The sequence below is a fragment of the Streptomyces sp. NPDC033966 genome (genome assembly GCF_055575955.1).
The window spans coordinates 360,897-374,891 of the sequence record NZ_JBVIRQ010000002.1 but is presented as its reverse complement, the minus strand read 5'-3'; the positions used below and the strand labels follow the sequence as shown (position 1 = coordinate 374,891).

General features: G+C 74.6%; 13 protein-coding genes. 5 read left to right on the top strand and 8 right to left on the bottom strand.

What is annotated here, in order from left to right:
* Positions 1–6: 6 nt before the first annotated feature.
* Both ACZ518_RS07185 and ACZ518_RS07180 read left to right on the top strand, forming a co-directional pair.
* Positions 7–2,565 (top strand): ATP-grasp domain-containing protein, encoded by a 2,559-nt coding sequence (locus tag ACZ518_RS07185; RefSeq protein WP_469112002.1) that lies wholly within the window; start codon positions 7–9, stop codon positions 2,563–2,565.
* The gene (locus ACZ518_RS07180) at positions 2,562–3,824 is read left to right on the top strand and encodes an MFS transporter (protein WP_469112001.1); all 1,263 of its coding nucleotides are present in this window, start codon (positions 2,562–2,564) and stop codon (positions 3,822–3,824) included. Before ACZ518_RS07185 ends, ACZ518_RS07180 begins: the two co-directional genes overlap by 4 nt.
* Before the next feature lie 86 nt (positions 3,825–3,910).
* Here ACZ518_RS07180 and ACZ518_RS07175 read toward each other — a convergent pair whose 3' ends face one another.
* The 3 genes from ACZ518_RS07175 to cynR all read right to left on the bottom strand — a co-directional run bounded on the left by ACZ518_RS07175 (position 3,911) and on the right by cynR (position 6,181).
* Complete coding sequence (locus tag ACZ518_RS07175; RefSeq protein WP_469112000.1) at positions 3,911–4,798, bottom strand: carbonic anhydrase; 888 nt, start codon at positions 4,796–4,798, stop codon at positions 3,911–3,913.
* 118 nt (positions 4,799–4,916) lie between these two features.
* Positions 4,917–5,150, bottom strand: a complete 234-nt coding sequence (locus ACZ518_RS07170) for a DUF6296 family protein (protein ID WP_469111999.1) — start codon at positions 5,148–5,150, stop codon at positions 4,917–4,919.
* A gap of 125 nt (positions 5,151–5,275) precedes the next feature.
* Complete coding sequence (cynR, locus tag ACZ518_RS07165) at positions 5,276–6,181, bottom strand: transcriptional regulator CynR (protein ID WP_469111998.1); 906 nt, start codon at positions 6,179–6,181, stop codon at positions 5,276–5,278.
* Between the two features lie 126 nt (positions 6,182–6,307).
* On the opposite strand from cynR, the gene ACZ518_RS07160 reads away from it, so the two are divergent.
* Positions 6,308–6,892 carry a carbonic anhydrase gene (locus ACZ518_RS07160; protein WP_469111997.1) on the top strand — a complete coding sequence of 195 codons (585 nt, stop codon included), beginning with the start codon at positions 6,308–6,310 and terminating at the stop codon, positions 6,890–6,892.
* 27 nt (positions 6,893–6,919) lie between these two features.
* Complete coding sequence (gene cynS / locus ACZ518_RS07155) at positions 6,920–7,390, top strand: cyanase (RefSeq protein ID WP_469111996.1); 471 nt, start codon at positions 6,920–6,922, stop codon at positions 7,388–7,390.
* Between the two features lie 32 nt (positions 7,391–7,422).
* Here the strand turns inward: cynS and ACZ518_RS07150 are convergent, their stop codons facing one another.
* The gene (locus tag ACZ518_RS07150; protein WP_469111995.1) at positions 7,423–8,712 is read right to left on the bottom strand and encodes an amidohydrolase; all 1,290 of its coding nucleotides are present in this window, start codon (positions 8,710–8,712) and stop codon (positions 7,423–7,425) included.
* A 155-nt stretch (positions 8,713–8,867) separates the two neighbouring features.
* Between ACZ518_RS07150 and ACZ518_RS07145 the strand changes: the two genes are divergently transcribed.
* Positions 8,868–9,041, top strand: coding sequence for a thiazolylpeptide-type bacteriocin (locus ACZ518_RS07145; protein WP_007268044.1), 174 nt, complete (start codon positions 8,868–8,870; stop codon positions 9,039–9,041).
* Between the two features lie 129 nt (positions 9,042–9,170).
* On the opposite strand, the gene ACZ518_RS07140 is transcribed toward ACZ518_RS07145, so the two are convergent.
* From ACZ518_RS07140 to ACZ518_RS07125, 4 genes are read right to left on the bottom strand one after another with little or no spacing between them, the layout of a single operon-like run.
* A complete protein-coding gene (locus tag ACZ518_RS07140) occupies positions 9,171–11,138 on the bottom strand; it encodes a TOMM precursor leader peptide-binding protein (RefSeq protein WP_469111994.1) in 1,968 nt (655 codons plus the stop codon).
* Positions 11,135–11,890 (bottom strand): ABC transporter permease, encoded by a 756-nt coding sequence (locus tag ACZ518_RS07135; RefSeq protein WP_469111993.1) that lies wholly within the window; start codon positions 11,888–11,890, stop codon positions 11,135–11,137. The genes ACZ518_RS07140 and ACZ518_RS07135 overlap by 4 nt, the downstream gene beginning before the upstream one ends.
* Positions 11,887–12,855, bottom strand: coding sequence for an ABC transporter ATP-binding protein (locus tag ACZ518_RS07130; protein WP_469111992.1), 969 nt, complete (start codon positions 12,853–12,855; stop codon positions 11,887–11,889). The genes ACZ518_RS07135 and ACZ518_RS07130 overlap by 4 nt, the downstream gene beginning before the upstream one ends.
* A gap of 50 nt (positions 12,856–12,905) precedes the next feature.
* A complete protein-coding gene (locus ACZ518_RS07125) occupies positions 12,906–13,994 on the bottom strand; it encodes a peptidase M50 (RefSeq protein WP_469112339.1) in 1,089 nt (362 codons plus the stop codon).
* Position 13,995 lies beyond the last annotated feature (1 nt).

The window sequence follows — 13,995 nt, the reverse complement described above, 5'->3', positions numbered from 1 at the left end:
GAGCTGATGAACCCCGAGCGCACCCTGCTGCTCGTCGGTGCGACCGACGAGACCGTGCGGAAGGCCCACGACCTGGGGCTGAGCGTGCTGCTGCTCCAGCACCCCACCAAGGTCAGCGAGGAGCAGAACCGGCTCGCCGCGGCCGTCGAGGTCGTGGACTTCACGGAGTGGGAGCAGATCGAACCCCTGGTCCGGGCCTGGCACGAGAGCCCCGGCTTCGCCGCGGCCGTCTCCCTGACCGAGCCGGGGCTGGAGAACGCGGGCCGGATCAACGACCTGTACGGGCTCGGGGGGACCGGCTACGAGGTCACCGCCCGCATCCGGGACAAGGCCGCCATGCGGCGGTACGTGGCCGAGCACGACCCCGAACACGCCGTGGGCGCGCGGTCCCTGAAGGCCCGGGAGGAGCTGGACGCCTTCGGGGCCCAGTACGGGTTCCCGTTCATCGTCAAGCCCGTCGACGCCACCGCGAGCATCGGCGTCATGCGCGTCGAGGGACCGGAGGACGCCGACCGCGTCTGGGCCGAGGTCACCCGGCTCTCCGGCACCCGCACCGACCGGGTCTCCTCGCTGTTCGTCCTGAAGGACTTCCTGATGGAGGAGTTCCTGGACGGACCCGAGTTCAGCGTCGAGTCCTTCAGCTTCGGCGGCCGCCACGTCATCGTCACCGTCACCGAGAAGTTCACCGCCGACGGCCACTTCGCGGAGCTCGGCCACGCGGTCCCGGCCCGCCTCTCCGACTCCGACGACGAGGCGATACGCGAAGGCATACGCGGCTTCCTCGACGTCATGGGCCTGCGCGACGGCGTGTGCCACACCGAGGTCCGCCTCACCGCCAGGGGCCCGCGCGTCATCGAGGGCCACAACCGGATCGGCGGCGACTCCATCCCCGAGCTGGTGCGCAGCGCCTTCGGCGTCGACCTGGTCACCCTCGCCGTGGGCCACCCCTTCGGCCTGGTCGAAGAGCTCCCCGACCGGCCGCGGGCGCACGGCGGCGCCAGCGTCCGCGCCCTGATCGGCACCCCCGGCACCCGGGTCGAGTCCGTCGCCGGGATCGAGGAGGCACGCGCCGCCGAGGGCGTCATCTCCGTCACCCCCAGCGCCAAGCCCGGCGACGAGGTGCGGGTCCTCCAGGACAACTGGGACCGGCTGGGCCTGATCGCCGTCGCCGCCGAGGACACATCGGCGGCGATCCGCCGGGGCGCCGACGTGATCCGCGAGCACATCCGCATCACCCTCGCCGGCCCGGACGGGGAGACCGTCCTCGCGCAGCCGTCCGTGATCGTCCCGCGCGAGAACCTGCTGATCCTCCACCGCAACCCGCTGGAGCCGTTCCCGTACCGCTCCTGGCTGCCCGACCACACCGGCGACATCGTCGTCCTCGCCGCCCGCGACAAGATCGAACTCGCGGGAGAGAAGGTGCCGGACGGCGACCTCGGCTACACCCGCCTGGAGATCTTCGACGACTTCGACGCGGAGGAGGTCGACGCCCGCGCCGCCGAACTCATCGCCGAGCACGGCATCACCGGTGTGAGCGCCCTGCACGAGGCCGACATGCTGCGCGCCGCGCGGCTGCGCGAGCGCTTCGGACTGCGCGGCGCCTGGCACGACGACGTGATGCCCTTCCGCGACAAGGCGCTGATGAAGACCCGCGCGCAGGCGTCCGGCATCGACGTCGCGGCCTGGGTCCAGGCCCGCACCGCCGACCAGGCCCGCGAGTTCGCCGCCGCCGAGGGCTTCCCCGTCGTCTTCAAGGAGCGCAGCGGCTTCAACGCGGTCGGCCTGCGCATCCTCCGGGACGAGGCCTCCTTCGAGGAGTGCCTGACGGAGGTGTACGCCGCCGGCGAGCGCGACGACGTCCTGCTGGAGGACTTCGTCCCCGGCCGGATGTGCCACGTCGACGGCGTGGTGCGCGACGGCCGGGTCGCGATGGCCTGGCCCTCGCAGTACCAGTACGACCTGTCCTCCTTCGCCTCCGACCCGGGCCCGCGCATCGACCTCACCCTCGACGAGGACGACCCGATCACCCCGCGCCTGCTCGACCTCGCCGAGCGGGTCCTCGCCTCGCTGGCCCCCGAGGGCTCCCGGCTGCGCGACCACACCTTCCACATGGAGGTCTTCCACACCCCGGACGACCGCCTCGTCATGTGCGAGATCGCCTGCCGCCCCGGCGGCGCCAAGATCCGCGAGGTCTTCCACAGCCTGTTCGGCGTGCACCTCGGCGGGTACGCCGTGCGCGCCGAGGCGGGCCACGAACTCCACCCGGCCGTCCGCCGGGGCGGTGACGCCGCCGGCCTGCCGAAGCCGCGCCACATGGCGGGGCAGCTGCTCATGATGAAGCGGCCCGGCCTGGTCCGCGGGCTGCCCGCGGCGCCCGGGCACGATTGGCTCGACGGGTTCTGGCTCTACGCCGAGGAGGGCCAGGTCATCGCCCCGGCCTCCGGCTCCTCCGACTTCCTCGCGGCCGCGGTGGGCACCGGCCCGACCCGCGCGGAGGTCGAGCGCCGGCTGCGCGAGCTCGGCGAGTGGGTGCGCGAACACAGCGTGATCGGCGACGCGTCATGACGGGGGCCCGCCTGTCGGCGAAGGCGCGGTACATGCTGGGCATGGTCGTCGATGCCACCGGCGCCGGCATGTACCTGCCCCTGTCCCTGCTCTACTTCCACCACGTGACGGGGCTGCCGCTCACCCAGGTGGGCACCCTGATGACGGCCGCCGCCGTGATCGGCCTGGTCAGCAACCCGGCGGCGGGCGTCCTCATCGACCGCTTCGGGGCCAAGGCCGTCGTCACCGGCGGGTACCTGCTGCGGGCCGCCGGCTTCTGCACGTACCCGCTGGTGGACAACGGCTACACGATGTTCGCCGTGATCCTGCTGGTCGCGCTCGGCGACACCTCGTACCCGCCCGCGATCCAGTCGTTCATCGCCGAGTTCGTCCAGGGCACGGAGCGGGACAAGCTGCTCGCCGCGCAGCGCAGCCTGCGCAACGCCGGTCTGGGCGTGGGCGGTCTGGTCGCCGGCGGGGTGCTGGCCCTCGGCAGCGACGCGTTCTACTACGTGATCGTGTTCGGCACCGCCGCCGGGTACCTGCTGGCGGCCGTCTGCTTCGGCTCGATCCCGATCGCGAAGTCGGCCGCCCCGGCCGCCAGGACCTCCCGCAAGGGCGGCTACCGGCTGGTGGCGCGCAACCGGCCGTTCCTCGCCCTGACCCTGCTCAACGTGCCGACCGCCTTCGGCTACACGGTGCTCGCGATCGGCATCCCGGCGTACGTCACCCAGGACCTGGGCGCGTCCACCTCGCTGGTGGGCGTCCTGTACGCCGTCAACACGGTCGGCATCGCGCTGCTCCAGATCCCGGTCACCCGGGCGCTCGTCGCCTACCGCCGCTCGCGTGCGGTGGCCCTGGGCGCGGCGGTGTTCGCCTCGTCGTTCCTGGTGTTCGCCGTACTCGCCGCGGTGGGGGACAAGACGGTCATCCTGGTCGGCATCTTCGCCGCGACGGCCCTGTTCACGGCCGGCGAGCTGATGCACGGCGCCACGGCGTCGGCCCTGTGCGCGCAGGCCGCGCCGGAGGAGACGCGGGGCCGGCACCTCGCCGTGTACCAGCTCTCCTGGGCGGTGCCCAGCGCCCTGGCCCCGGCCGTCCTGACGGCCCTGCTCACCCTGTCGCCCCTGGCGATGTGGCTCGTCCTCGCGGCGGGCGCGACGGTCTCGGCCCTGGGCGTCCTGCGCCTGGAGCCGAGGCTGCCGGAGGAGGCGGTGTACCCGCGTCCGCGTCCGGTGCCGGAGGGCAGGCTCGCGCCCGCCGAGCCCGCGGCGGCCTGACCGCCCGGGGCGCGCCCCCCGTACGGAGCCCCCTGCGGGGCCGCGTCACCGCGGCCCGGCAGGGGGCTCGTGCGTACCCGGCGGATTCAGGAGGGGGTGCCCATCGGCATGGTCCCCATCGGCATCGTGCCCATCGGGGCGGGGGTGCCGGAGGGTTCCGGGGGCGTGGACGGCGCCGGGGTGGCGGCGCCGGTGCCCGCCGGGCTGGGCGTCGCCGCGGCCGCGGGGGCGCCCGTGAGGATCTCCACCTTTCCGGTGTCGAGGGAGTAGTAGCCGCCGACCACCACGACCGACCCCTTCTTGACCATGGGGGACAGATCCGCGTTGGCGCGCAGGTCGTCCGCCGTCAGCTTGATCTGGGCGCGGATCATCCGGTCGACCGGGTCGCCGGTGCCGCCCTCCTTGGCCACCTGGTCGTACGCCGGCTTCAGGGCCCGCTGGACCGCCTGGAGGTTGCCCGGCAGGTTCTTCCCGCCGCGCATCGCCTTGTACGCGGCGTCGATGGCGCCGCAGCGCTGGTGCCCGAGCACGAAGATCAGCGGGGTGCCGCCGGTCACCGGCCCGTACTCTACGGAGCCGGTCACCACCGGGCCGACCGCCTGACCGCCGGTGCGCAGCACGTACAGGTCGCCGAGCCCGGTGTCGAAGAGCAGTTCGGGCGGCACCCGGGAGTCGATGCAGGAGAGCACCACCCCGAACGGCTCCTGGCTCTGCGCGACCAGCTGACGCCGGGTGGGGTCCCGGTCGGGGTGCTGGAGCGAGCCGTCCACCCAGCGCTTGTTGCCCTCCATCAGCCGCGCGAAGGCCGCGTCCGGCGTGGCCGGCGCCGCGTTCGGCGCGGCGGCCTCGGGCCGTGCCCCGGTACCCGCGCCCCGGGGGGTGCCGGCGGCCGTGCACGCCGAGAGCGCGCCCGCGACGGCCGCGAGGCCGCCCGCGAGCAGTGCCTTGCGGCGCGGTAGTCCTGCGCTGTCCATCGCCCGTTCCTCCGATTCGTCGTGACCCTGGCGACTATCGGACGCGAGGCGGCCGGTACCGGCGCAGGCGCGAGCGGCGGGGGCCCGTGTTCCCACCGTCGGCGCACAGCGGTACCGGTCAGGATTCGGGCAGCCGGCGCGCCCCGGTGGGGTGGGTGGGGGCCTGCCGGCCGCCGGAGGCGAGCATGCGGACCTCGTCCCGGTCGCTGATCTCCGCGCGGACGATGCCGGTGGCGTCGGCGTACACCGGGTGCCCGCCCGGCCCGGACACGTCGGTGCGCTCCACGACCACGGTGTCCTGGCCCGTCCCGTCGCCGCCGGGAAACGTCAGCTCGTACCGTCGGACGCTCATGTGTCCATCCTGGGCCGTACGCCCCCGGGGCGCCTTTCGGCTTTACCTTCGCTTTGCGATTGTGTGCCGCCGCCGCCAGTGGCCGCGTCGCCGTCCCGCCCGCGGCGGGCTGCCCTGACGGACGCTCAGGCCTCCTGCTCGGCCGGCCCGTAGGCCGCGGTGAGCTCGCGGGCCAGCGCCGTGAAGGCGCGGGCGGCGGCGCTCTGGTAGGCGGTGTCCCGCCGGAGCAGGGTGACGGTGCGGGAGGGCGGGGCCGGGAGCAGCGGGACCCGGATCAGGCCCGGCTGCTCCCGGGCCACGGCGTCCGGCAGGACCGTGGCCAGCCCGGTCCTCCGCACGAGCTCGGTCAGGGCCTGGACGGAGTCGGCCTCGACCGCCACGCGCGGCCGCACCCCCTGCGCCGCGCAGTACGCGTCCACGTGCCGCCGCGTCGCGAAGTCCCCGTTCAGCAGCGCCAGCGGACGGTCCGCCAGCCCGGCCGCCGGCACCGGTCCCGGCGGTGCCGCCAAGGCGGCGGAGGTCACCAGGCCGAGGGTCTCGGTGAACAGGGCGGTGGCCGCGATCCCCGGCGGGTGCGGCCCGGCGAACGCGATCCCGAGGTCGGTGCCGTCCGCCAGCAGGGCCGACTCGATGCGGTCCTGCGCCATCTCCCGCACCTCCACCGTGATGCCGGGGTGCGCCTCGTGCAGGGCGCCGAGCAGCGGGCCGAGCAGGTACGCGGTGAAGGTGGGGGTCAGGGCCAGGCGCAGATGGCCGCGTGAGAGGTCGCCGACGTCGTGGACCGCCCGCTCGGCGGCCGCCAGGTCGCGCAGCGCCCGGCGCGCGTGGTGCGCGTACGCCTCGCCGGCGTCGGTGAGCCGCACCGAACGGCCGCCCCGGTCCAGCAGCCGCACGCCCACCGTCCGCTCCAGCTGCTTGATCTGCTGCGACAGGGTCGGCTGGGAGATGTGCAGCTCCTCCGCGGCGCGCGTGAAGCTGTGGTGCTCGGCGACCGCGAGCAGATAGCGCAGGTGACGCAGTTCGAGAGCCATGAGGACAACTATAGGTGTCATCGATAGCTCGCATGGTTTACAGCTCTTGGACACTATGGGTGCAGCTCATGCAGGGTGGAACACGTCAGCCCCCACCGGGGTGGATCCCAGAGAACGGGAGTGACCGTGCACGACCTCATCGAGGGCGTCGACCGTTTCCGGCGCGACGTCTTCCCCGCCAAGGCGGAGCTGTTCGCCCGCCTGGCCCGGGCCCATCGGCCCGCGACGCTGTTCATCGGCTGCTCCGACGCCCGCGTGGTGCCGGAGCTGATCACCCAGAGCGAGCCGGGCGAGCTGTTCGTCGTCCGCACCGCCGGCAACCTCGTCCCCGCCCACACCCCCGGCCCCGACGCGGTCGCCGCCGGCATCGAGTACGCCGTCGCGGTCCTCGGGGTCGGCGAGATCGTGGTCTGCGGGCACTCCGGCTGCGGGGCGATGACCGCCCTCGCCGAACGCCGCGACCTCAGCGCCGCCCCGGCCGTGGCCGGCTGGCTCCGGCACGCGGACGCGTCGGTGGCCCGCGCCGCCCGGAACGGCGGCGGAGTGGACTCCCTGGTCCGGGAGAACGTACGCGCCCAGCTGGCGAGCCTCGCCACGCACCCCTCGGTGGCCCGCGCCCTCGCGGAAGGGGCCCTCGTCCTGCGCGGCTGGGTCTACGACATCCCCACCGGATCCGTCGAGGAACTCGACGCGACCGCACCCGCGGCCTGACGCACCACCCACCGAGAGGAACTTCCCATGACGCACGCCCAGTTCGCCCCCGCCGTCCGCGAGCGGATCGCCGCCGACGCGGTCGAGGCCAAGACCCGCAAGAACCTCACCTGGCAGCAGATCGCCGACGTCACCGGCCTGTCCGTGGCCTTCGTCACCGCCGCCGTCCTCGGCCAGCACCCGCTGCCCGAGCCCGCCGCGAAGGCCGTCGCCGGACTCCTCGGCCTGGACGAGGACGCCGAGATGTGGCTCCAGACCATCCCCACGCGCGGCACCGGAACCGGCGCGGCGCCCACCGACCCGACCGTCTACCGCTTCCACGAGATGCTCCAGGTCTACGGGACCACCCTCAAGGCCCTGGTCCACGAGCAGTTCGGCGACGGCATCATCAGCGCCATCAACTTCAGGCTGGACGTCAAGAAGGTCGCCGACCCCGACGGCGGCGAACGCGCCGTCATCACCCTCGACGGCAAGTACCTCCCCACCAGGCCCTTCTGACCCGCCACCGGGGCCGGGCGGAACGCGAGGGGTCACGGGGCCGTTCCGCCGGCCGGCGCGGCCAGGCAGGCCAGGGCCGCCGACGTCAGGGCGTCCACCCCGGCCGGGAGGGCCGTGCGGACGTCCGGGGCGAAGTCCGGGGCGTGGTTGGCGGGGAGGCCCGCCAGCTTCCCCGCCGCGCCCTCCCCGGGCGCCGCCGCCCAGGCGGCCGGCCCGATCACCCCCAGCATCCAGTAGGCGAGCCGCACCCCCCGCGCCCCGTGCACCGCCCGCCCCGCGTCACCGAACAGCCCGAAGTCCTCCGTGGCCAGCGACGGCGGCCACATCGCCACCCGCTCCGCCCCCAGCCGCGCCGTGTGCGCCGCCCGCACCGCGGCCGTCGTGGCCGGATCGGGGTGGGTGACGGGGGAGGAGCCCTCGCGGACGATCTCCGGCTCCCGGGGACAGCCCGAGGCGGCGCACTCGGCCCGCACGATCCGCTCGACCGCCTCCGCCGCCCGCACCAGCGCCGCATCCCCGGCCGCCCGTACGGTGATCCCCAGCTCCGCCCGGTCGGGTACGACATTGGCCCGCTCGCCGGCCCGCAGCGAGCCCACCGTGACGGCCACCTGCTCCGAGGGCGCCGCCTCGCGGGCCACCACCGTCTGCAGCCGGGTCACCACGTGGGCCGCCGTCACCACCGGGTCCACCGTCAGGTGCGGGGCGCCCGCGTGCCCGCCGCGCCCGTGCACGACGACCCGGAAGGTCACGCTCCCGGCGGTCATCGGCCCGTACCCGTGGGCGACCATCCCGGCGGGCAGCGGGGCGGCGTGCTGCGCGAGCACCGTGTCCGGGCGGCCGACGCGCTCGTACAGCCCGTCGGCGAGCATCGCCCGCGCCCCCTCCAGGGTCTCCTCCGCCGGCTGTCCCACCACGACGAGCGTGCCCTGCCAGGCCCCGGCGGCGGCGCCCGCCAGCAGCGAGGCGGTGCCGGCGGCCGCGGCCAGATGGAGATCGTGCCCGCAGGCGTGCGCCGCCGGACCCTCGCTCGCGTACGGCAGCCCCGTGGTCTCCCGCACCGGCAGCGCGTCCAGCTCGGCGCGCAGCATCACCGTCGGCCCCTGACCCCGGCGCAGTACCCCGGCCACACCGTGCCCGCCGATCCCGCGCGCGGTCTCGTACCCGGCGGACTCCAGCCAGTCGGCGAACCGGGCGGCCGTGCGCTCCTCCTCGCCCGAGAGCTCGGGGTGGCGGTGCAGATCCAGGTACAGGGTCGTCAACGGCCGCAGGAGCGGCCGGAGTCCGGGGAGAACCGTGGCGGAGGCGGTGGCGGAGACGGTCATGACGACCATGCTCGGCCACCGGCTCCGGGCGGGACTGTCAAGGCACTGACACTTTCTGTCAGAGGAGTGTCAGGAGATGAACAGGTGAAGTGACGGCGCGACCGGGTTTCCTGAAAGGGCACCACAGACCGCCTGAACCAACGAAGGAGAGTCCCATGGAGAAGTCGCCGCTCGCCTCGCTCGCCGACGAGATCCTGGAGCTGGAGTCGGAGACCTTCGAGATCTCGGACTACTCGGACGCCAGCGAGGTCGTGCTCGCCGGCTCCACGAGCTGCAGCTCCACCTCGACCTGTTCCTCCACCACCAGCACCACCTCCTGCAGCGCCTGACACCCCGGCGCCGCACCGCACATGCCGGATGCCCCGGACCCGCAGGAAGGGGTCCGGGGCATCCGGCATGTGCGGTGCGGCGCCCGGCGGGGAGGGCCCCGGGGAACCCCCGGGGCCCGGCCGGCCCGGTCAGGGGAACGGGTGCGGCACCAGCCTGACCTCCGCGTCCGTCAGCGGGCCCTCGCGCAGCCCCGCGCGCATCGCTGCCGTCCGCAGCCGGGGCATGTACGGGGCCCGCTGCCTCGACCAGCCGAAGTCGATCGGCAGCAGCCCCGGCACCACCGCGCACACCGTGCTCAGCCCCATCCGCCGCTGCTCCGGCGTGGTCTGGTCGACGACGATCACATCGTGCCCCGCGTCCGTCAACTCCCGTACGCACAAGAGCAGGTCGTCCCGCAGGTCGCCGGTCCTCGGCCGCCCGCCGGCCTCCCAGCCCGCGTACAGCTCCGCCATCGGCCGCACGCCGAGCGGCTCCCGGTAGGTCCGCGCGTGCGGGGCCATCGCCGGCAGCCCGTACAGCTGGGCGTGGTCCTTCAGGTGCAACACCTTCCCGAAGTCCTGTGCCATCGCCTCCAGTTCACCCTGCCGCTCGGCCACCTGCCGGGGCAGGTGCGGGATGTAGGTGAGCACCTCCGACAGCGCCGCCTCCACCGCCGACGCCGGATCCAGCGCCGCGCCCGCACCGAACGAGTACAGCCCCGGCCCGCCGTCACGGCGTACGGCCAGCCCCGTCACCACCGGCACGGCGAGGTCGATCCGGTTGTCGAAGGCGTGCACGTCGTACCCCTGGAGGGCCGCCCGGTCCACCATCATCCGCACCGCCGGCCCCGGTACGGAGTCCAGGTCGATCTCCGTCAGCCGCTGGCCGCCGTACCAGCCGAGCAGGAACGCGTCCCGCTCGATCAGCTCCAGGAGGGCGCCGAGCAGCGCCTCCTCAGGGCAGCCGCCGATGGCGCAGCCGTTGGAGCACTCGAAGACGAAGTTGTCGGCGGCCAGGCCCGCGCTGTAGTACGCCAGCCGGGCCGGCACCAGTACCGGCCGGTCGTCGCGCAGCGAGTGCCCGTACACCCAGGGGATGGGCCGCTCGGGGTCGAAGGGCGACACCAGCGGGTCGTCCCGGTAGGTCTCGGGCGGGTAGAACCCGCACTCCGCCGGGTTCAGGGCCCGCTCGCCCAGTTCCGCGTAGGAGGCGGTGAGCGCCTCGGCGCCGGTGCGCCGGTGGGTGCCCGCGTACCGCTCCAGCCCCTCCAGGAAGGCCAGGTCGCGGCTGGCCGAGAAGCTGTTGGCCTGCCCGCTCCAGGTGACGTCCGTCAGCCCCGCGTAGCCGCGCATGAAGACGCTGCCCGCGACCGGCGCGGTCGTCGGCGACGTCACGTTGATCCAGGTGCCCCCGCCGAGGACCCCGGTCACCGGATTGGCCAGCGCCTCCCGCGGCACCGGGTACGAGGACGCGGCGCGCAGCCGCTGCGCGGCCGGGTCCGGCTTGGGCCGTGACGCGGGGGTGAAGGGCCGCGGCCCGTCCGAGCCGCGCGGCCCGCAGTCGGGGCAGAGCGGGTCGGCGGCCAGCGGGTACGTGCGCACCTGGAGGGTCTCCAGGTCCAGCCGGGACACCTGCGGCAGCGCCCGGTCGGCGGCCACCGCACCCGGAGCCCGCGCCTCACCGCCCGCCACGGCGGCGTGCAGCGCCACGGCCGCGTCGAGTACGTACGGCGACAGCCGCGGCCACCGCGCCGAGACGGGGGTGCGCGGCCCGGTCCCGGTCTCCAGGGCGTCCCGTTCGCTCTTGCTGCGCAGCCGCTGCCAGCGCATCGCCAGACACCGCCCGCAGGCGGGGGCGGTTCCGTCGCCGCCCCAGGGCCCCAGCAGCACGGCCTGCGCGCCGAGGTGGACGGTGGCGGCCGGGCGGACCCCGGCGAAGGGGTCGGCGGTACGCGGCCCGAGGGCGTCGTGCACCCCGAGCGTGACCACGTACGGCGCCGCCGCGCCGGGGGCGGCGGCAGCGGCGAGGGCCAGCTCCAGCTGCCGGCGGGCCGCCTCCAGCGCGGTGCCGTCGGGGGCCGCGGCCGCCCGTACGGTCTGCGTCGCGGTGCCCGTCATGAGTGGTCGCTCCAGCGGAAGGTCTTCAGCCCGATCCCGCCGAACACGAGCGCGAAGCCGGCCAGCGCCGCGCAGCCGATACCGATCGAGGCGAGGGAGCCGGAGCCGGTGAGGGCCCCGGACGCGGCGTCGTTGAGGTAGCGCAGCGGCAGCACCTGCGAGACCGTGCGCAGCCAGGACGGCATCATGTCGAGCGGCAGGAAGGAGCCCGACAGGAACGCCATCGGCACCATCATGCAGTTGGCGATGGCGGCGACGGCCTCGGGCGTCCTGGCGTAGTTGCCGACGATCACCCCGATCGCCATGAAGGCGGTGATGCCGAGGACCAGCGCGGGCAGCACCAGCGGCCAGCGGGCGTCCAGCTCCAGCCCGAACCCGGGCAGCATGGCCACCGCGACGAACACGGCCGCCTGCACCACGCCGACCACCAGGGCCAGTACGTAGCGCGAGGCCAGCACCGTGGTCAGCGGCGTGGGGCTGAGCCGGATCAGCCGCAGCAGGTCGTCGCGGCGCCACTGCATCAGGGTGAAGGCGATCCCGAAGACGGCGGCGTTGGCGACGCCCCAGGACATCACGCCGGGCGCGATGTACGAGATGTACGGACGGCCGCTCTGCTCCACGTCCTGGCCGCTGAAGATCAGGCCGAAGACGACGAGGAACAGCAGCGGGAAGGCGAAGGTGAAGAACAGGGTGGCCTTGTCCCGGACCTGGGCCCGGTAGCCGGCTGCGGTCAGTGCCGTGTAGGCGCTCATGCGCGGGACTCCAGGGTGGGTGCGGGGGAGTGGCCTTCGGCCGAGGCGCGGCCGGTCAGCTCCAGGTAGACGTCCTCCAGGGTGGCCGTACGGGTCATCACCCCGTCGAGCCCGGTGAGCGCGTCGACGGCCTGGAGCACCTTGCCCGGGACCGAGGTCTCCAGCACCAGCGAGCCGCCCTGTTCGCTGACCCGGTCCACGCCTTCCAGCGCGGCGGCCTCGGCGAGGCCGATCCGCCCCTCGGGGACCAGCAGCCTGGCCCGGGCCCCGGCGGAGGTGATCAGCTGGTGCGGGGAGTCCAGCGCGGCGATCCGGCCGCCGACCAGGATGGCCACCCGGTCGCACAGGGCCTCGGCCTCGTCGAGGTGGTGGGTGGTGTAGACGATGGTGCGGCCCTCGCCCTTCAGGGCGCGCAACACCTGCCACAGATCGCGGCGGGCCTGCGGGTCCAGCGCGGCGGTCGGCTCGTCGAGGAAGATCAGCTCGGGGTCGTGGACCAGCGCGGAGGCGATGGCGAGCCGCTGGCGCTGGCCCCCGGAGAGGTTCTCCACGAGCACGTCGCGCTGCTCGGTCAGCCCGACCAGCGCCAGCGAGCGGTCCGCGGCGGCCGCGTCCTTGCGGTACAGCCCGGCGACGGTGGCGAGGTGCTCGCGCGCGGTCTGCCGGACGAAGAACGCCGAGGCCTGGGTCTGTACGCCGATCCGGGGCAGCAGCGCCGTGTTGCGCGGCCAGGGGCTGTGCCCGAGGACCTCGACGGTGCCCGAGTCGGCCTGGCGCAGGCCCTCGACGATCTCGATGAAGGTGGTCTTGCCCGCCCCGTTGGGGCCGAGGAGTCCGAAGAACTCGCCGCGGCGCACGTCGAGGGAGAGCCCGTCCACGGCCTGGCGGTCGCCGTAGCGCTTGCGGACCTCCCGGACGGCGACGGCCACGGGCGCGTCGGGCGGCGGAGTGCGGTCAGTGGTCATGGGCGTGCGGTTCCCTCGGTGTCGGAATCGGGTGGGGGACGTGAAGCGGTTCAGGGTCTGACGGCGACGAGGACGGCGGCCGCGAGCAGCCCGGCCAGGAGCAGGACCAGCACGGCCGAGCCGATGCCGTAGCCGAGGTACAGCCGCCGGGCGCGTACCGGGTAGGCGGCCGCCGCGCCCTTGTCCCGCATCCGCAGCCGCAGGTACGCCGAGCTGGCGGGCGCCAGCCGGGTCACGCGCAGCGCGTGCCCGAGCAGGGTGTAGCCGTCGAGCGGCGGCAGCGGGACGAGGTTGACCAGGGCCTGCGCGCTGCCGAGCAGCAGCAGCGCGCCCAGCACCCGGCGGGTGGGGTCGCCCGCGGGGAGCGCCGCCCACCAGGCGCAGAACGGCAGCAGGAAGAGCAGGTTGGCGAAGGCGCCCGCGCCGGCCACGGCGAGCTGGTCGCGGCGGCGCGGCAGGTAGCGGTAGTTGTCGACCCGGCAGTACATGATCACCATCGGCAGCCGCCAGCGCAGCCCGATCTCCCCGACGGTCCCGCCGACGTGCCGGGCGGCCGTCCCGTGGGCGAACTCGTGCAGGGCCGTGCTGAGCCACAGCAGCGAGGCCACGGCCAGCAGCGGCGCCGGACGCGGCAGCAGCCACCACAGATCGGCGAACAGGCCGCCCGCCGAAGCCGCGAGCCACACCTCCATGGCCAGGAGGACCAGCAGCAGCGCGCCCAGCACCGACGGCCGCAGCACCGGCCGCAGGACGCGGTGCAGCCGGGCCGTCGTGGCGTCGGCGTCCGCGACCAGTCGCAGGGTGCCGCGCAGCAGGGTCCCGGTCCGCTGCGGCCCGGGACCGGCCTGTGCCTCGGGGACCGGGCCACCCGCCAGCAGCCGCCGGGTGCCGAGCAGTCCGAGCAGCTGCTGCCAGTTCCGCTCGCCCAGCCTGCGGCCGAAGGCCCGCCCGTACGCCTCGCCGATCTCCGCCAGGCTGCGCGAGCCGTCGAGCCGCGACACGAGGAAGTACTCCTTGGGCCCGATCTCGAACGCCGCCCCGGACACCGGGTCCTTGACCAGGTGCACCACGGCGGGGCCGTTCAGCAGCGGCGGCGACAGCAGGACCCCGGGCCGCAGCGCCGGCCGGTGGTCCAGCATC

Bases quoted from the DNA above. Each gene is read 5' to 3' on its own strand.
- ACZ518_RS07150 (WP_469111995.1), bottom strand. From the start codon at position 8,712: ATGACCGTCTCCGCCACCGCCTCCGCCACGGTTCTCCCCGGACTCCGG.
- cynR (WP_469111998.1), bottom strand. From the start codon at position 6,181: ATGGCTCTCGAACTGCGTCACCTGCGCTATCTGCTCGCGGTCGCCGAG.
- ACZ518_RS07130 (WP_469111992.1), bottom strand. From the start codon at position 12,855: ATGACCACTGACCGCACTCCGCCGCCCGACGCGCCCGTGGCCGTCGCC.
- ACZ518_RS07125 (WP_469112339.1), bottom strand. From the start codon at position 13,994: ATGCTGGACCACCGGCCGGCGCTGCGGCCCGGGGTCCTGCTGTCGCCG.
- ACZ518_RS07175 (WP_469112000.1), bottom strand. From the start codon at position 4,798: ATGGACAGCGCAGGACTACCGCGCCGCAAGGCACTGCTCGCGGGCGGC.
- ACZ518_RS07145 (WP_007268044.1), top strand. From the start codon at position 8,868: ATGGAGAAGTCGCCGCTCGCCTCGCTCGCCGACGAGATCCTGGAGCTG.
- ACZ518_RS07140 (WP_469111994.1), bottom strand. From the start codon at position 11,138: ATGACGGGCACCGCGACGCAGACCGTACGGGCGGCCGCGGCCCCCGAC.
- ACZ518_RS07185 (WP_469112002.1), top strand. From the start codon at position 7: ATGAACCCCGAGCGCACCCTGCTGCTCGTCGGTGCGACCGACGAGACC.
- ACZ518_RS07135 (WP_469111993.1), bottom strand. From the start codon at position 11,890: ATGAGCGCCTACACGGCACTGACCGCAGCCGGCTACCGGGCCCAGGTC.
- ACZ518_RS07180 (WP_469112001.1), top strand. From the start codon at position 2,562: ATGACGGGGGCCCGCCTGTCGGCGAAGGCGCGGTACATGCTGGGCATG.
- ACZ518_RS07170 (WP_469111999.1), bottom strand. From the start codon at position 5,150: ATGAGCGTCCGACGGTACGAGCTGACGTTTCCCGGCGGCGACGGGACG.
- cynS (WP_469111996.1), top strand. From the start codon at position 6,920: ATGACGCACGCCCAGTTCGCCCCCGCCGTCCGCGAGCGGATCGCCGCC.